Source organism: Cellulomonas sp. P1_C4, assembly GCF_056406355.1.
This window is the reverse complement of sequence record NZ_JBFUAI010000038.1, coordinates 1-16,122: the sequence shown is the minus strand read 5'-3', so window position 1 is coordinate 16,122 and position 16,122 is coordinate 1. Positions and strand designations below refer to the sequence as shown.

The window sequence follows — 16,122 nt, the reverse complement described above, 5'->3', positions numbered from 1 at the left end:
CAGCGATGGTTGCCCGTCCGGCGGCGGCGGCCTGGGGCGAGGGCGGGCTGCCCGCCGGRGGCGACGGCTACCTGCGGGGGGCCGGCGTCGTCGCACGGTCGGCCGCACAGACGGACGACGCGCTGCAGGCCGCGCCCCGCGGCCACTGGTGGAGCCGTTGGCGCCGGGGGTCCGAGTGAGTCCCAAGGCTGTCGCGACCCTCCGGGACAGGGTCGCGGCGCTGGACGAGGCGGTCGGGCTGGCGCGGGGCCGCCTGCCGGACGCGGCGCTCGACGCCCCAGCGGTGGTCGTCTCCCGGGCGCGYGATCGCGCTGCGCTGTCGGGCGAGTACACCGTCGTGGCGCTCGCCGGCGCGACGGGGTCGGGCAAGTCGTCGCTGCTCAACGCCCTCGCCGAGGCGCGGATCGCGGAGCCGGGTGTCCGTCGACCGACCACCGGCCGGCCCGTCGCCGTGATCGTGCCCGCGCGGGGCTCCATGGACGACGGCGCCGACGAGCTCCTCGACTGGCTCGACGTGCAGGAGCGTCACGTGGCCGGCAGCCGCGCGTTGCAGGCGTCGGCCACGGGCCTGGTGCTGCTGGACCTGCCCGACCACGACTCGGTGGTGACCGAGCACCGCACCATCGCGGAGCGGCTGTACGAGCGCGTCGACCTGCTCGTCTGGGTGGTCGACCCGCAGAAGTACGCCGACGCCGCCCTGCATGCGCGCTACCTGCGCGGGCTCGCCGACCACGCGAGCGTCGTCGTGCTCGTGCTCAACCAGTCCGACCGCCTCAGCGTCGCCGAGCAGCGGGCGATGGTGGCCGACCTGCAGCGGCTTGCCGCGGACGACGGCCTCGCCGCGTCGCCGGTCCTGGCCGTCAGCGCGTCGACCGGCGCCGGGGTGCCGGAGCTGCGCGACCTGCTCGCCCGGGCCGTCCAGCGCAGGCTCGCCGCGACTGAGCGCGTCACGGGCGACGTGCGGCTGGCGGCGCGAGCGCTCGTCGAAGCCTGCGGCCGCCCGCCGAACACCCGACGCGAGGTCGGAGCCGCGGCGGCCCTCGTGCGCGCGTGGGAGGCGGCCGCCGGGATCGACGAGATCGCCGACGCCGTCCGGCGCTCGACCAAGCGGTCCGCGCGCGCCTCCACCGGCTGGCCGGTKACGCGCTGGGTCGCCCGGCTGCGCGCCGACMCGCTGCGCCGGCTCGGGCTCGGRCGCGAACGGTCCCAGGCCGGCCAGGACGGCCTGCTGCGGTCGTCGCGCTCGGCTCCGGCCGCGGGGGAGCGGGCCGTGGCGGTCAACTCGGTCCGCGCCTACGTCGACGCGGCGACCTCCGGTGCACCGGACGACTGGGTCCTGGCCGCGCGCTCGCGCGCCGCTGACGTGGACCTCGACGACGTGCTCGACCGGAGCGTCGTGCGGGTGCCCGTCGGGACGTCCCGCGTCCCGTGGACGTGGCGGATGCTCGCGCTGCTGCAGTGGCTGCTGCTCGCCGTCGCGGTGACGGGGCTGGTGTGGCTGCTGCTGCTGGCCGGGCTCGGCTGGCTCCAGCTGCCCTTGCCCGAGACCCCGATGTGGTGGGGCCTGCCMGCGCCGACGTTCCTTCTGCTCGCCGGCCTCCTCGCGGGGCTGCTTCTCGCCGGCGTCGGGTGGGTGCTCGGCGCACTGGCGGGCCGGCACCGCGCCGCGCGCGCCCGGCGGGGGCTCGGTGCGTCGGTGGCGCTCGCGGTGAACGAGCACGTCATCGGCCCGGTCAGCGCCGAGATGGACGCCCTGGCCCGGTGCCGCGCGGCCGCGTCGCGGGCCGCGGCCTGACCGCTCCTAGGATCGACCGCATGACTCGCCTCGAGGTTCCCGTCCAGCTGCGCTGGTCGGACATGGATGCCTACCAGCACGTCAACAACGTGGAGATGCTGCGGCTCCTCGAGGAGGCCCGGATCGAGGCGTTCTGGAGCCACCCGGTGGCGCCCGACGGGAGCCGGGTGGAGAGCACGTGGCCCACGGCCGTCCTCGACGCCGGCCCCGGCGCCGAGCTGTCGACGCTCGTCGCCCGGCAGGAGATCGAGTACCTGAAGCCGCTGGGCTACCGCCGGACGCCCGTGATCGTCGAGATGTGGATCGGGCACCTCGGCGGCGCGAGCCTGGACGTCTGCTACGAGGTCCGGGACGCGGGTGAGCCCGGCCCCGAGCGCGTCACGTACGCGCGCGCGGTGACGACCCTCGTGCTGGTCGACGCCGCGACCGGGGCGCCGCGGCGCATCGACGCCGCGGGGCGCGAGGCGTGGAGCCCGTACCTGGAGGAGCCGGTCGTCATCCGGAGGCGGCGCTGACCCGTCGATCCGTGCGGGCGCGCTCGGCCGTCTCGGCGGCCCGGGCGATGTTGCGCTGCATGCCGCCGAAGACCACGCCGTGGAACGGATAGACAGACCACCAGTAGAGCTGTCCGAGCAACCCCTTGGGGTGGAACAAGGCGCGCTGCGCGAAGACCGTCGGCGGGGCGTCGGGGGCGGAGCCGCCCGGTTCGACGCGCAGCTCCAGCCAGGCCAGGCCGGGCACCCGCATCTCGGCCCTCAGGCGCAGCAGCCGGCCCTCCTCGACGGCCTCGACGCGCCAGAAGTCGACGGCGTCGTCCACCAGCAGGACCCGCGGGTCCCGCCGGCCACGGCGCAGCCCCGGTCCGCCGATCAGCCGGTCGGCCAGCCCCCGCACGCGCCACGCGAGCCCCCACGAGTACCAGCCGTGCTCGCCGCCGACGGCCTCGAGCACCCGCCACAGCGCCGCGGGCGAGGCGTCGACGGTGACCTGGCGCTCGTCGACGAACAGGGAGCCGCCCGCCCAGTCGGGGTCGCTGGGCAACGGGTCGCTGGGCGCGCCGGGCACGGCCGCCGACGACCACCGCGTGGCGACCGCCGCCTCCTGCACCCGCCGCAGGGCGAGCCGCACCGCACGGTCGAACCCGATGAGCCCGCCGGGCGGGTCGGGGACGTGGGCCGCGATGTCGTGCTCGTCGCACACCACCTCGTGCACCAGGGACTCGACGAGCGGGCGCGCGAGACCCGACGGCACGGGCGTCACCAGCGAGACCCAGAGGCTCGACAGCCGCGGCGTGAGCACCCCGACCCCGACGATGATGCGTCGGTGCAGCCCGGCCGCCTGCGCGTAGCGCTGCATCATGTCGCGGTAGGTCAGGACATCCGGGCCGCCGATGTCGAAACCCCGACTGACCTCGGACGGCATCGCGGCCGACCCGACGAGGTAGCGCAGCACGTCGCGGATCGCGATGGGCTGGATCCGGTTCTCCACCCAGCGCGGCACCGTCATCGCGGGCAGCCGCTCGGTGAGGTAGCGCATCATCTCGAACGACGCCGACCCCGAGCCCAGGATGACGGCCGCCCGCAGGACGGTGGTCGGGACGCCGGAGGCCAGCAAGATCTCACCCACCTCGGTGCGCGACGCCAGGTGGGGGGAGAGATCCTCGCCCTCGGGGTAGAGCCCGCCGAGGTAGACGATGCGCCCCACGCCCGCCTCGCGCGCGGCCCGCGCGAACGTGAGCGCGGTGTGCCGGTCGGTCGACTCGAAGCTGCGGCCGGAACCGAGCGAGTGGATGAGGTAGTAGGCGATGTCCGCGCCCTCGAGGGCCGCCCGGATCTGCGACGGCTCGTCGGCGTCCGCCGCGGCGGTCTCGACGTCGGCGTACCAGGGGTGCCCGCGCAGCCGGTCGGGGTGCCGGGCGACGGCACGGACGCGGTAGCCGGCGGCCAGCAGCTCGGGGACCAGCCGGCCGCCCACGTACCCGGTGACGCCGGTGACCGCCACGAGCGGCGCGTCCGCCCGTGCACGACCGTCGGGCCCGAGCCCCGGTACGAGCCCGACGAGGGTCTCGGCGACGGGTGCGGGCAGGAGGTCGTCCGGGGCGGTGGCCATCTGGGCAGTCTGTGGTGCGCGGGCCCGACCCGCACCCGGTCGCGCCCGATCCTCAGCCTGCGCTCAGGAGCGCGAGCGTCGCCTTCTCGGCGACCGCCTGCGACCGGGTCGGCCGGATGGTCTGGCCGTGCTCCCAGAGGTCGATGATCCGGGGGTCGATGTACGACGCCCGACACACCGCGGGCGTGTTGCCCAGCTCCTCGGCGACGTCGCGCACCACCGCCGTCACCACGCGGCGGCGGGCGCGCTCGGACGTCGGGGGCGCGCCCGCGTCCGCGAGCCCGCGGGCGGCCAGCACCGTGGCGTGCCAGGTGCGGAAGTCCTTCGGCGTGGCCTCGTCGCCCAGCTGCTGCTTGACGTAGGCACCGACGTCCGCGCTGGTCACGTCGTGCCAGGCTCCGGCATCGTCGCGCCACGCGAGCAGCTCCTCACCCTCGTCCCGACGGCGGACGAGCGTGCGCACGATCGTCGCGACGTCGTCATCCTCGACGACCGTGTCGCGCACCTGGCCGGACTTGGCGGGGAAGTGCAGGTGCACCCGACCGGGGTCGCCCTCGTTCTCGGGCGCCAGGACGCGCACGTGGGAGCGCAGCAGCGTGGCCAGCCCGTACGAGCCGTGCTGGAGCGCATAGCCCTCGCCGCCCACCCGCAGGTAAGCCAGGTCGAGCAGCCGGAACGCCAGCGCGAGCACCTTCTCGCGCGGCATCCCCTCCAGCTCCAGGTGGGCACGGACGCGTCGCCGTGCCGCGGGCAGCAGCCGCGCGATCTCGAGCACGCGGTCGTGCTTCAGGCGGGCGCGGCGTCGCGTCCACTGCTGGTGGTAGAGGTACTGGCGACGGTGGGCGTCGTCGAGCCCCGCTGCCTGGATGTGCCCGTTCGGCCACGGGCTGATCCAGACCTCCTTCCACGCGGGCGGGATGGCGAGCGTGGAGATCCGGTCGAGGTGCTCCTCGTCGACGATCCGGAGCTTGTCGAGGTCGAGGTAGACGAACCCCCGGCCGGCGCGGCGTCGCGACCAGCCGGGGGCGTCGATGCTGACGCGGCGCAGGCGGACCATGCCGGAAGTGTCACCCGGCGAACGTCGGACCGCGCGGGGAGCCTCAGTCCGGGAACCGGACCATGCCCTCCTGGGCCACGGACGCCACGAGAGCACCGTCGCGGGTGAACACGCGCGCGGCGCCCAGGCCACGGCCGCCCTGCGCGCTCGGCGTGGACTGCACGTACAAGAGCCAGTCGTCGACACGGACGTCGCGGTGCCACCACATGGCGTGGTCCAGGCTGGCGATGGACAGGCCGGGGGTGATCCACGACTTGCCGGCCCGCCGCAGGATCGGTTCGAGCATCACCTGGTCGCACGCGTACGCCAGCAGCGCGCGGTGCAGCAGCTGGTCGTCGGGCAGCGGGCCGCGCGACCGGAACCACACGCACTGCTGCCCGGAGGGCTCGGTCGGCGGGCCGAGGTAGATCGCCCCGCCCACGTGCCGCACGTCGAACGCGGCCTCCTGCGTCCAGAACTTGGCCACCGGGTGGTCGATCCCGCCCAGCATCTCGAGCGCGGACGGCACGTCCTCCGGCGTGGGGACCCCGGAGGGCATGGGGTCGGCGTAGTCCAGACCCGGCTGCTGCTCCTGGAACGACGTGATCATCGACAGGATGGCGTCGCCGCCCTGCAGCGCGTGGGTCCGGCGCGCGGTGAACGAGCGACCGTCGCGCAGGCGCTCGACCGCGAAGGTGATCGGTTCGCGCACGTCGCCGGCGCGCAGGAAGTAGCCGTGCAGGGAGTGCGGCAGGCGGCCGTCGGGGACCGTCCGGCCGGCCGCGAGCAGCGCCTGAGCCAGCACCTGCCCGCCGAACACGCGTCCGCTKGGCTGCGGCAGGCTGCGGCCGCTGAAGACGTCCGGTGTCGCCGGGTCGTTGTCGAGCCGCAGGATGTCGAGGACGGGAGCGGTCGGGTCGGGCTCGGTCGTCATGGACCGCAGCGTCTCACGACGGCGCCGCCCGGCACGGTGTCCCGGCGGCGTGACCTGCGTCGCTCAATCGTCGAACGTGTTGAGCATCGAGTGCGCGGCGCGCTCGAGGTAGTCCCACAGCTGCGCCCGGTGCATCGGCGCCAGGTCCAGGCTGTCGACGGCGGCGCGCATGTGCAGAAGCCACCGGTCGCGCGCGTCGGGGTTCACCTTGAACGGCGCGTGCCGCATGCGCAGGCGGGGGTGCCCGCGCTCGTCGGAGTAGGTGGTCGGGCCGCCCCAGTACTGCTCGAGGAACAGGGTCAGGCGCTCGGCCGCCGGGCCGAGGTCCTGCTCGGGGTACATGGGTCGCAGCACCGGGTCGTCGGCGACGCCGCGGTAGAACTCGTCGACCAGGGCGACGAACGTCTCGTGGCCGCCGATCGCCGAGTAGAAGGAGTCGGATCTCACGACGCCATCCTCACACGCAGGCTCAGAGCCCCAGCTCCTCCAGCACGGGCAGCGCGCCCCGCACGACGGCCCGCGCGTCCGCGGCGCTGGAGGCGGCCAGGGCCAGCTGCGCGAGGCGTCGGCACTCCTCCAGCGACGTCGCGGCGAGCAGCGCGGCGACGTCGGGAAGCGCCCGCGGCGTCATGGACAGCGACGAGACCCCGAGCCCGACGAGCACGGCCGCGAGCGCGGGGCTGGCCGCTGCCTCGCCGCACACCCCGACCGGGCGGCCCTGCTGGGCGCCGCCGTTGCAGGCCGCGGCCACCAGGTGCAGGACGGCGGGCTGCCACGGGTCGGACAGCTCCGCGACGGCGCCGAGCAGGCGGTCGGCGGCCATCGCGTACTGCGTGAGGTCGTTGGTGCCGATGCTCGCGAACGAGGCGTGCGCCAGGATCGGTCCCGACAGCAGCGCGGCGCTGGGCACCTCGATCATCACGCCGGCGACGCCGAGCCCGTGGGCGGCGCAGGCGGCGACGAACCGCTCGGTCTCGTCGACCGTCGAGACCATCGGCGCCATGACCCAGACCTCGGCGGTCTCGGCGGCGGCCGCCTGGGCGATCGCCTCGAGCTGGTCCTGGAGGACCTCGGGGTGGCGCTCGGCGGTGCGCAGGCCGCGGACGCCGAGCGCCGGGTTGACCTCGGCGTCCCCGGCCAGGAACGGCAGCGGCTTGTCGGCGCCGGCGTCCAGCGTGCGGACGACGACCTTGCGCCCGGGGAACGCGGCGAGCACGCGGCGGTACGCGACGACCTGCTCCTCGATGCTCGGCGCCTCCTCGCGGTCGAGGAACCCGAACTCGGTGCGGAAGAGCCCGACGCCCTCGGCGCCCGCCGCGGCCGCGGGCTCGGCGTCCGCGGGGTCGCCGACGTTGGCCAGGAGCTCGACGTGGTGGCCGTCGGAGGTGTGCCCGCGCCCGTCGAACGTGCGCACCTGCGCGGCGAGGGCGAGCGCGGCGGCGACCTGCTCCTGCGTGGGGTCGATGGTGACCGTGCCCGCCGAGCCGTCCACGAGCACGAGCGTCTCCGCCTGCACCGCGGCCTCGGCGCCCCTGGCCGCGACGACGGTGGGGATGCCGCGGGCGCGGGCCAGGATCGCGGTGTGCGAGGTGGGACCGCCGGTGCCGGTGACGATCGCCAGCACGCGGTCGACGTCGAGCGTGGCGACGATGGCCGGGGCGAGGTCGGCCGCGACCAGCACGAACGGTGCCTCGTGCGCGGGCACGCCGGGCGCCGGCCGCCCCGTCAGCTCGGCGACGAGCCGGTCGCGGACGTCGGCGATGTCCCGCGTGCGCTCCGCGAAGTAGCCACCGAGCGCCTCGAACTGCACGGAGATCGCCTCGGCGGCCTCCCAGACCGCACGTTCGGGCACGAGCCGGTCGTCGACCACCCGCTGCTCCGCGTCGGCGACCAGGGTGGGGTCGGCGGCGATCGCCGCGGTCGCGTGCAGCAGGTCCGCGCTGTCCCCCTGGGCGAGGTCGGCGGCGGCGTCGAGCGCCGCACGGACCACCTCGGAGGCCACGCCGATGCGCTTGGCGACCTCCGCATAGTCGGTGCCGGGCGGCAGCCGCCGGCCCGAGGGCGGCTCGGCCACGGGGTCCGGCATGAGCACGGCGGGCGCGACGACGCGGCCTGGGCTCACCCCGATCCCGGTGAGGACCGTCGGGTTGGCAGCGTGCACCGTGCTCACCTGGTGTGACCTCCTCGTCGACCTGATCGCAGTGTGGTCCCTCGGCATCTGCGGACGCCACCCTGACACGGCTCGTGAGCCGTCCCAGGGTTAGGCTGTGGCGGTGCGCCGACCGGCGCCACGTGAGCTGGGGAGTTCCATGAGCAAGGCAGAGCAGATCCTCGCAGCGCTGGGCGGCGACGGGAACGTCGTCGACCTCGAGCCGTGCATCACCCGGCTCCGCGTGGAGGTGAGCGACGCCCACCTCGTCGACGAGGTCGCCCTCAAGGCGAGCGGCGCGTTCGGTGTCGTGCGCTCCGGTCGCATCGTCCAGGTGATCGTCGGCCCGGAGGCCGACAACCTCGCTGCCGAGCTCGACAGCCTGCGCTGACCCCCCGCCGCAGCCGATGACCACGATCCGGCTGCGCAGTCCCCTGACGGGAGTGCTCCGACCCGTCACCGCCGTGCCCGACCCGGTGTTCGCCGAGGGCATCGTCGGCCCCGGCGTCGCGCTCGAGCCGCAGCATGCGCAGTCCCAGACCGTGCTCGCGCCCGCCGACGGGGTGATCGGCGCGCTGCACCCGCACGCGTTCGCGCTCGAGCTGAGCGAGGGCCGCGTCGTCCTCGTGCACCTCGGCATCGACACCGTCGGCCTCGCGGGGCGGGGGTTCACGCTCCACGTGACCGGCGGGCAGAGCGTGCGCGCGGGCGAGCGCCTGATCACGTGGTCGCCCGTGGACGTCGCCGCCGCAGGACTGGCCACCATCTGTCCGGTCGTGGCGCTCCAGGCCGACGCGGACCTGCTCACCCTTCTCGCCGCCGACGGCGAGACGGTCGGCGCCGGGCAGCCCCTGCTCGACTGGGCCTGACCGACTGCTGTTGCCGACTCGCGGCCCGGCGCGCACGGTGGAGACGACTGCGAGCACCCGGAGGATCCGATGGCAGAGCTGCTGGTCGACTTCATCACCTCGCTCGACGGCTACGCGTCGGCGGAGGGCTGGCCCGGCTGGTGGGGGCTCGAGGGGCCCGAGTACCTGACCTGGCTGGGTGAGTCGCCCGAGGGTGAGTACACGGTGCTCATGGGCGCCACCACGTACCGGCTGATGTCGGAGCTCGCCGCCACGGGCGAGGAAGGCGTGGACCAGCTCACCGCGTTGCCCAAGGTGGTGTTCTCCTCGACGCTGTCGGAGCCGATGGCCTGGGCCAACACGCGACTGGTCGGCGGCGACCCGGTCGAGGCGGTCCGGTCGATGAAGGAGGGCGACGTCGCCGGGCTGCGCACGATCGGCAGCCTCACGCTGTGCCGCTCGTTGCTGGAGGCGGGCCTGGTCGACCGGTTCCGGGTGGTCGTCTTCCCGGTGATCACCGGCAGCACCGGGCACGAGCGGATCTACGACGGCTATCCGGACGTCGGTCTCGAGATGGTCGCCAGCAGGACGTTCGACGGCCGGACGCAGCTCCTCGAGTACGTGCCGACGGTCCTGGACGCACCGCCGGGAGGCGGGCCGCGGTAGGCGGGCTCAGCGCTCCTCGGTCGGCGCCGGCTCCTCCGTCGGCACGAACTCGCCGCCGGACGCGGCCACGCGGGCGTCGCGGTTGTCCACCACGTCGTCGAGCGGCGTGTTGCGCGGGTCCCGAGGAGTGGCGTCGTTCCCGCCGAAGGATGCGCGGTGCGTCGCCATGAGGTCCCGCTGGCCGGCGAGAGGCACGTCCGCCTTCTCGAGTGCGTCCCGGGTGGCGATCCGCAGCTGACGGGCGACCTCCCACTGCATCGCGGGAGAGGTCTTCACCTTGAGCCGCAGCGTCACCGCGTCGGCGCTGAGCCGCTCGATGCCGGTGATGGTCGGGGTGCCCAGCACGTGCGCGCCGACCACCGGGTCCTTGACCACGCGCGACGCGGCCTCGCCCAGCAGTGCGCGCACCTGGTCCAGGTCCGCGAAGTAGTCGACGTCGATCTCGACCACGGCGGTCGCCCACCCCTGGGTCTTGTTGCCGACGCGCAGCATGGTCCCGTTGGGGACGTACCAGAGCGTGCCGTCCGCGTCGCGGATCTTGGTAATGCGCAGCGTGACCGCCTCGACGGTGCCGTTGGCCGGCCCGACGTCGACCACGTCACCCACCCCGTACTGGTCCTCGAGGAGCATGAAGAGACCGGTGAGGAAGTCCTTCACCAGGCTCTGCGCGCCGAAGCCGAGCGCGACGCCGATCACGCCGGCGGAGGCGATGAACGGCGCGAGGTTGACCCCGAGCTCGCCCAGGACGAGGAAGAACGCGGTGCCGCCGACGACGATGGTGGCCGACGAGCGCAGCACCGAGCCGAGCGTGCGGGCGCGCTGGGCGCGGCGGGCGCTCGCCAGCGGGTTGGCCTTCGCCAGCACGCCGCCGACCTCGGACTGCCCGATGGGCTTGAGGATCCCGCGGTCGAGGAACGGGGTGCCGTCCGCGACGTGGTTGGTGATGCTGCGGATGCTGCGCCGCAGCAGCACCAGCACGATGCCGCTGATCGCGACGATGAGGATGATCCGCAGGGGCAGTCCGACGAACCAGTCCCACCAGGTGCTCGGCGGGGGGACGTTCGTGCCGAGGATGCCGTCCGAGGTCGACGGGCTCGGTTCCGGGGTCGCCGCGATCACGCGCGGCCCCCGGTGAGCCCGGTGCGGTCGGCGACGAACTGCAGCTGCTCCACGGTGAGCCCGATCGTGCGCGAGAGCGCGCGACCGCCGTGGCCGACCCCCCGCTCCCGACGCACGAGGATCGGCCGGTCGCCGGTCGTGGCGGCCTGCAGCGCCGCGGCGAGCTTGCGGGCGTGCAGCGGGTCGACGCGGGTGTCGCCCTCGAAGACCGTGAACAGGGTGGCCGGGTAGTCCGTGCCGTCGACCACGCGGTGGTACGGCGAGTAGCCCAGCAGCCAGCCGAGCTCGGTCGGGTCGTCGGCGTCGCCGTACTCCTCGGTCCAGGTGACGCCCAGGCCGAACCGCTGGTAGCGCACCATGTCGAGCAGCGGCGCGGAGCACACGACGGCGGCGAACAGGTCGGGCCGCTGCGTCAGGGCCGCGCCCACGAGCAGGCCGCCGTTGGAGCCGCCCCAGCACGCCAGCGCGTCGGGAGTGGTCCACCCCTGGGCGACGAGGTGGTCGCCGACCGCGTGGAAGTCGTCGAACACGTTCTGCTTGTGCGCCCGCATGCCGGCGCGGTGCCACTCCTCGCCCTCCTCGCCGCCGCCGCGCAGGTTGGCGACGACGTAGACGCCGCCGGCCTCGACCCACGCGAGCGTGCTGGCGGAGAACGCGGGGTCGAGCGAGATCTGGAAGCCGCCGTACCCGTAGAGGATCGTCGGCGCGGGCGCCAGCGGTCGGCCCTGCGCGTCGAGGGCGTCCGTCCGAGCGACGACGAACGCGCGGACCGTGGTGCCGTCCGGGCTGGTGACCTCGATCTGCTGGGCGCGCACGTCGGGCAGGTCGGCGACGAGGCCGGGAGGCGCGGCCCACAGCGAGGTGTCGCCCGTGCGCGCGTCGAACCGGTGCACGCTGGTCGGCGTCGTGTGGTCGGTGTAGGAGAACCAGACCTCGCGGCCGCCCTCGGGACGCGTGGCCAGGCCGGAGATCGAGCCGAGCCCCGGAAGCTCCACGGACCCGGTCCGCAACCCGGTGCGCGGGTCGTGCACGGTCACCTCCGACACTGCATGCCGGCGCCACGAGACCAGCAGCAGCTCGGGCGTCGTGTCGTCTCCGCCGCCGTCGGTGAACGCGACGTCCTCGAGCACCGCGGTCGGGTCCTGCGCCACCAGCGTGGTCCAGTGCTCGACGCCCGGCGCGGTGGGGTCGGCCACGGCGAGCCGCCCGCGGGGCGCGTCGAGGTCGGTGTGCACGTAGAGGCGCCCGTCGCGGGCCACCCAGGCGCCGGTCTCGGCGTCGAGCCCGACCGCGACCTCGACGAACGCCGGCGCCGCCGGGTCGGCGGCGGCGAGGTCGGCGATCCAGACGTCGGTGCGCGGCGCGGTGCCCGCGGACGCCGACACGATCAGCCACCGCCCGTCACGGGAGACGGACACGCCGTAGTAGTTGGTGTGGTCCAGCCCGGCGCCGAACACCTCGACGTCGTCCGTCGCCGGTGTGCCCAGGGTGTGCAGCCAGACGCGCCGGTGGTACTGCGCCTCGTCCTCGGGCAGCTCCTCGGGCGGCAGCCGGCGCACGTAGTAGAACGCCTCGCCGCCCGGCAGCCACGCGACGGGGGAGTACCGGGCACGGTCGATCGGGCCGTCGACGAGCTCCCCGGTCGCGACGTCGAGCACGTGCAGCACGCTCTCCTCGGTGCCGCCCGACGACACCTGGTAGGCCACGAGCCGGCCCTCCTTCGACGGCTGCCACGCGTCGAGCGTGGTCGTGCCGGCGGGGTCGATCGCGATCGGGTCGAGCAGCACCCGCTCGTCGTCACCCTCGGCGACGACGACCACCGCGTGCTCCTGGTCGCCGGAGCGCCGGGAGAAGAAGCGCCGCTCGCCGCGCCACGCCGGCGGGCTGACGAACCCCGCGCCGAGCAGTTCCCGCAGCCGGGCCGTCAGGGCCTCGGTCGCGAACGCGCCGTCGCTGCCGACCTCGGCGCGGTAGGCGGCGTACAGGTCGTCCTGCGCGAGCGACCACGCCTCGGTCTCGTCGGCAGCCGCGTCCTCGAGCGCGCGGAACGGGTCGGCGACCGCGTGTCCGTGCAGGTCCTCGACGAGATCGCCTCGGGGAGCCGGCGGGTACGTGCGCAGAGCGGGTGCGGTCATGGTCCGCAAGGCTACGACGGGTGGCCGCGACGGTGGGTGAGTGACGCGGTCGGGGTGGGCGCACGCCGCGCGAGTGACGCAGTCGAGGGCGTTCGTCCTGCGTGCGCGCGCGAGGCTCTGGCAGGATCGGCGTGTGGCAGACGACACCGGCACCGCGTCCGACGCCCTCTTGCGCCTTGCGGCCGCCTACGGTGTGGTCCCCGACCACTGGGACTTCCACGGCCTCCACCGCCGCGCATCGACCACCACGCTGCAGGGCGTGCTCGGCGCGCTCGGGGTCGACGCGTCGTCGCCGGAGCGGGTCGACCTCGCCATCGCCCACGTCGAGGACATGCCCTGGCGCCGCGTGCTCCCGCCCGTGCTCGTCGTTCGCGAGGGCCGCCAGGCGCACGTCCCGGTCCACCTCACGCACGGCGACCCGGTCGAGGTCTGGATCGAGCTCGACCCCGAGGCCGGGGGCGGTCGCCGGGAGGTGTCGCAGGCCGACGTGCCGGTGGCCCCGCGGACGGTCGACGGCCGGCTGGTGGGCCGCGCGACCTTCACGCTGCCGACGGACCTGCCGCTCGGTTGGCACGAGATCGTCGCCGAGGGCCCCAGCGCGAGCGCGCACAGCCCGCTCGTCGTGACACCGTCGCACCTGGAGCTGCCCGAGGCCCTGCAGGGGCGGCGCGCGTGGGGGCTCATGGCCCAGCTCTACTCGGTGCGCTCGCGCGCGTCGTGGGGGGTGGGCGACCTGGCGGACCTCGCGGAGATCGGGTGGCTGGCCGGCCGCGAGCTGGACGCCGACTTCCTGCTCATCAACCCGCTGCACGCCGCGGAACCGACCGCCCCGCTCACGCCGTCCCCGTACCTGCCCACCACCCGCCGCTTCGTGAACCCGCTGTACATCCGCGTCGAGGACGTGCGCGAGGCGGGCTACCTCTCGTCGGCCGACCGCACGCTGGTCGAGTGGGCGGCCGAGCCGGTGCTGGCCACCGACGGCGACGCGGGACCGATCGACCGCGACGCGGCCTGGACCGCCAAGCGCGCCGCGCTCGAGGTCGTCTTCGCGGCCCCCCGGTCGGCCGCGCGGCAGGCCGCGTTCGACGCGTTCGTCGAGCAGGAGGGCGCGGGGCTCGAGACGTTCGCGCTCTGGTGCGCCCTCGCGGAGAAGTACGACGACGAGTGGCCCGCCGGCGCGCAGGACCCGTCGTCCGCCGTCGTCGCCGAGCTCCGCGAGGAGCTGGCGGAGCGCGTCGAGTTCCACACGTGGCTGCAGTGGCTTGCCGACGAGCAGCTCGCGGCGGCTCAGCGCGCGGCGCTGGACGGCGGCATGGCGCTGGGCATCATGCATGACCTGGCCGTCGGGGTGCACCCGCAGGGCGCCGACGTGTGGGCGCTCGGCGACGTGCTGGCCCGTGGCGCCACGGTGGGTGCCCCGCCCGACATGTACAACCAGCAGGGCCAGAACTGGTCGCAGCCGCCGTGGCGCCCCGACGCGCTGGCGCGGGCCGCGTACAAGCCTTACCGGGACATGCTCCGCACGGTCCTGCGGCATGCGGGTGCCATCCGGATCGACCACGTGATCGGCCTGTTCCGGCTGTGGTGGATCCCTGAGGGCGCCGACTCCGGCGACGGTGCGTACGTCCGCTACGACCACGAGGCGCTCGTCGGCATTCTCGCGCTCGAGGCGCACCGCGCCGGCGCCGTGGTGATCGGGGAGGACCTCGGCGTCGTCGAGCCCTGGGTGCGCGACTACCTGTCCGACCGCGGGATCCTCGGCACGTCGGTGCTGTGGTTCGAGCGCGACGTGCACGGCGCGCCGCTGGCCCCCGAGCACTACCGGCCGCTGGTGCTCGCGACGGTGACCACGCACGACCTGCCGCCCAGCGCCGGGTACCTCGCGGGCGAGCACGTGGCCATCCGCGAGAGGCTCGGGCTGCTCACGGAGCCCGTCGAGGTGGTCCGGGCGGCGGCGCTCGCCGAGCGCGACCAGATGCTCGGGGTGCTGCGGGACCGCGGCCTGGTGGGCGACGACCCGTCGGAGCGCGAGATCGTCGAGGCCCTGCACCGCTATGTCATGGCGACGCCGTCCGTGCTGGTGGGCGTCTCGCTGGCCGACGCGGTGGGGGAGCGGCGCGCGCAGAACCAGCCGGGGACCGACCAGGAGTACCCCAACTGGAAGGTGCCGCTGGCTGACAGCTCGGGCCGCGTGGTGCTGGTGGAGGACCTGTTCACCAACCAGCGGCTGCGCTCCCTGGCGGCCGTGCTCAACAGCTGACCGGTCCTAGGATGCCGGGATGCCCGAGCAGCTTCGCCGTATCCGCGTCGTCGGCAACTCCGGCTCCGGCAAGACGACGTTCGCGCGCCGGCTCGCGGCGGCGCTCGGCGTGCCGCACCTGGAGCTCGACGAGGTGTTCTGGGACGCCGGGTGGACCAAGCGGGACCCGGACCAGGCGCGGGCGCTGATCGAGGACTTCGTGGCGTCGTCGGACCTCGGCTGGGTCACCGACGGCAACTGGACGGCCGGGACCGCAGGGCTCCTGACCGACGCCGACGCCTTCGTGTGGCTCGACTACCCGCGCCGCACGGTGATGCCGCGGGTGATCCGCCGGACGCTGCGCCGCGGACTGCTCCGCACCGAGCTGTGGCACGGCAACCGCGAGGAGCTGCGCAACCTGCTGAAGCCGGACCCGGAGCAGAACATCGTGCTCTGGTCGTGGACGGCGCACGCACCGAACCGGGCCCGGTACAGGGCGCTCGCCGCCGAGTCCCCGATCCCCGTGATCCGCCTGCGCAGCCCCCGCGAGGCGCGCCGCTGGCTGGCGGGGCTCTAGCAGAAGAGCTGGTCGCTCCAGGCGCGACAAAGCCGTCGACCAGGCGTCCGAACGCCGACAGGCCCGCGCTCCCGGAGGAGGGCGGGCCTGTCGGTGCTGGGCGTCAGGCGCGGCGGCGGTCCGCCTCCTGCGCGGCCAGCGCGCGGCGGACGCCGTCGCGGGACTCGAGCACCAGGCGGCGCAGCGCGGCGGGGGCGTCCGGGTGGGCGCCCAGCCACGCGTCGGTGGCGCCGAGCACGTCGACCGACGCGTCGTCGACCAGGTCGGTCGGGTAGAGCCCGACGACGATGTTCTGCGCCATCTCGCTGGTCTTGTCGGCCCACACCGACTCGAGGCCGGCGAAGTACGGCTCGACGAACGGCACGAGCAGCGCGCGGTCGTGCACCCGGCCGAAGCCGGCGATGGTGGCGGCCTGCAGCGCGTTCGGCAGCCCGTCCTCGTCGACCACGGAGGCCCAGGCCGCGGCCTTGGCCTCGGCGCTGGGGACGGCCGCCCGGGCGGCGGCCGCGGCGCGC

At 74.8% G+C, this 16,122-nt stretch carries 15 protein-coding genes; 7 read left to right on the top strand and 8 right to left on the bottom strand.

Annotated elements, in window-relative coordinates:
- Nucleotides 1–175: 175 nt before the first annotated feature.
- Nucleotides 176–1,795: a GTPase gene (locus tag AC1DYZ_RS19875; RefSeq protein WP_477066822.1), complete on the top strand. Its 1,620-nt coding sequence runs from the start codon at nucleotides 176–178 to the stop codon at nucleotides 1,793–1,795.
- A gap of 20 nt (nucleotides 1,796–1,815) precedes the next feature.
- On the top strand, nucleotides 1,816–2,310 hold the full coding sequence (locus AC1DYZ_RS19870; protein ID WP_477066821.1) for an acyl-CoA thioesterase: 495 nt from the start codon (nucleotides 1,816–1,818) through the stop codon (nucleotides 2,308–2,310).
- On the opposite strand, the gene AC1DYZ_RS19865 is transcribed toward AC1DYZ_RS19870, so the two are convergent.
- From AC1DYZ_RS19865 to ptsP, 5 genes are all read right to left on the bottom strand, one after another.
- On the bottom strand, nucleotides 2,291–3,904 hold the full coding sequence (locus tag AC1DYZ_RS19865; protein WP_477066820.1) for an SDR family oxidoreductase: 1,614 nt from the start codon (nucleotides 3,902–3,904) through the stop codon (nucleotides 2,291–2,293). The genes AC1DYZ_RS19870 and AC1DYZ_RS19865 overlap by 20 nt on opposite strands.
- Nucleotides 3,905–3,956: 52 nt before the next feature.
- Complete coding sequence (locus tag AC1DYZ_RS19860; protein ID WP_477066819.1) at nucleotides 3,957–4,961, bottom strand: DNA topoisomerase IB; 1,005 nt, start codon at nucleotides 4,959–4,961, stop codon at nucleotides 3,957–3,959.
- A gap of 43 nt (nucleotides 4,962–5,004) precedes the next feature.
- Nucleotides 5,005–5,874, bottom strand: coding sequence for an acyl-CoA thioesterase (locus AC1DYZ_RS19855; RefSeq protein WP_477066818.1), 870 nt, complete (start codon nucleotides 5,872–5,874; stop codon nucleotides 5,005–5,007).
- 63 nt (nucleotides 5,875–5,937) lie between these two features.
- A complete protein-coding gene (locus AC1DYZ_RS19850; RefSeq protein ID WP_456825943.1) occupies nucleotides 5,938–6,321 on the bottom strand; it encodes a globin in 384 nt (127 codons plus the stop codon).
- Nucleotides 6,322–6,343: 22 nt separating this feature from the next.
- Complete coding sequence (ptsP, locus tag AC1DYZ_RS19845; protein WP_477066817.1) at nucleotides 6,344–8,044, bottom strand: phosphoenolpyruvate--protein phosphotransferase; 1,701 nt, start codon at nucleotides 8,042–8,044, stop codon at nucleotides 6,344–6,346.
- Between the two features lie 139 nt (nucleotides 8,045–8,183).
- Between ptsP and AC1DYZ_RS19840 the strand changes: the two genes are divergently transcribed.
- The 3 genes from AC1DYZ_RS19840 to AC1DYZ_RS19830 all read left to right on the top strand — a co-directional run bounded on the left by AC1DYZ_RS19840 (nucleotide 8,184) and on the right by AC1DYZ_RS19830 (nucleotide 9,537).
- Nucleotides 8,184–8,414, top strand: a complete 231-nt coding sequence (locus tag AC1DYZ_RS19840; RefSeq protein ID WP_456825945.1) for a PTS sugar transporter subunit IIB — start codon at nucleotides 8,184–8,186, stop codon at nucleotides 8,412–8,414.
- A gap of 16 nt (nucleotides 8,415–8,430) precedes the next feature.
- On the top strand, nucleotides 8,431–8,892 hold the full coding sequence (locus AC1DYZ_RS19835) for a PTS sugar transporter subunit IIA (RefSeq protein ID WP_477066816.1): 462 nt from the start codon (nucleotides 8,431–8,433) through the stop codon (nucleotides 8,890–8,892).
- A 69-nt stretch (nucleotides 8,893–8,961) separates the two neighbouring features.
- Entirely contained in the window at nucleotides 8,962–9,537 is a 576-nt protein-coding gene (locus tag AC1DYZ_RS19830) for a dihydrofolate reductase family protein (protein WP_477066815.1), read from the top strand.
- 6 nt (nucleotides 9,538–9,543) lie between these two features.
- On the opposite strand, the gene AC1DYZ_RS19825 is transcribed toward AC1DYZ_RS19830, so the two are convergent.
- Nucleotides 9,544–10,656, bottom strand: coding sequence for a mechanosensitive ion channel family protein (locus AC1DYZ_RS19825; RefSeq protein WP_477066814.1), 1,113 nt, complete (start codon nucleotides 10,654–10,656; stop codon nucleotides 9,544–9,546).
- Nucleotides 10,653–12,791 (bottom strand): prolyl oligopeptidase family serine peptidase, encoded by a 2,139-nt coding sequence (locus AC1DYZ_RS19820; protein ID WP_477066813.1) that lies wholly within the window; start codon nucleotides 12,789–12,791, stop codon nucleotides 10,653–10,655. Before AC1DYZ_RS19820 ends, AC1DYZ_RS19825 begins: the two co-directional genes overlap by 4 nt.
- 133 nt (nucleotides 12,792–12,924) lie before the next feature.
- Between AC1DYZ_RS19820 and malQ the strand changes: the two genes are divergently transcribed.
- Both malQ and AC1DYZ_RS19810 read left to right on the top strand, forming a co-directional pair.
- The gene (gene malQ / locus AC1DYZ_RS19815; RefSeq protein WP_477066812.1) at nucleotides 12,925–15,051 is read left to right on the top strand and encodes a 4-alpha-glucanotransferase; all 2,127 of its coding nucleotides are present in this window, start codon (nucleotides 12,925–12,927) and stop codon (nucleotides 15,049–15,051) included.
- Nucleotides 15,052–15,070: 19 nt separating this feature from the next.
- Nucleotides 15,071–15,607 (top strand): P-loop NTPase family protein, encoded by a 537-nt coding sequence (locus AC1DYZ_RS19810; RefSeq protein ID WP_477066811.1) that lies wholly within the window; start codon nucleotides 15,071–15,073, stop codon nucleotides 15,605–15,607.
- Between the two features lie 103 nt (nucleotides 15,608–15,710).
- Here AC1DYZ_RS19810 and AC1DYZ_RS19805 read toward each other — a convergent pair.
- Nucleotides 15,711–16,122, bottom strand: a 412-nt coding sequence (locus tag AC1DYZ_RS19805) for an ERAP1-like C-terminal domain-containing protein (protein WP_477066810.1), incomplete at its 5' end; no start/stop codon positions are given.

Bases quoted from the DNA above. Each gene is read 5' to 3' on its own strand.
- AC1DYZ_RS19870 (WP_477066821.1), top strand. From the start codon at position 1,816: ATGACTCGCCTCGAGGTTCCCGTCCAGCTGCGCTGGTCGGACATGGAT.
- AC1DYZ_RS19865 (WP_477066820.1), bottom strand. From the start codon at position 3,904: ATGGCCACCGCCCCGGACGACCTCCTGCCCGCACCCGTCGCCGAGACC.
- AC1DYZ_RS19860 (WP_477066819.1), bottom strand. From the start codon at position 4,961: ATGGTCCGCCTGCGCCGCGTCAGCATCGACGCCCCCGGCTGGTCGCGA.
- AC1DYZ_RS19840 (WP_456825945.1), top strand. From the start codon at position 8,184: ATGAGCAAGGCAGAGCAGATCCTCGCAGCGCTGGGCGGCGACGGGAAC.
- AC1DYZ_RS19835 (WP_477066816.1), top strand. From the start codon at position 8,431: ATGACCACGATCCGGCTGCGCAGTCCCCTGACGGGAGTGCTCCGACCC.
- AC1DYZ_RS19830 (WP_477066815.1), top strand. From the start codon at position 8,962: ATGGCAGAGCTGCTGGTCGACTTCATCACCTCGCTCGACGGCTACGCG.
- AC1DYZ_RS19820 (WP_477066813.1), bottom strand. From the start codon at position 12,791: ATGACCGCACCCGCTCTGCGCACGTACCCGCCGGCTCCCCGAGGCGAT.
- AC1DYZ_RS19810 (WP_477066811.1), top strand. From the start codon at position 15,071: ATGCCCGAGCAGCTTCGCCGTATCCGCGTCGTCGGCAACTCCGGCTCC.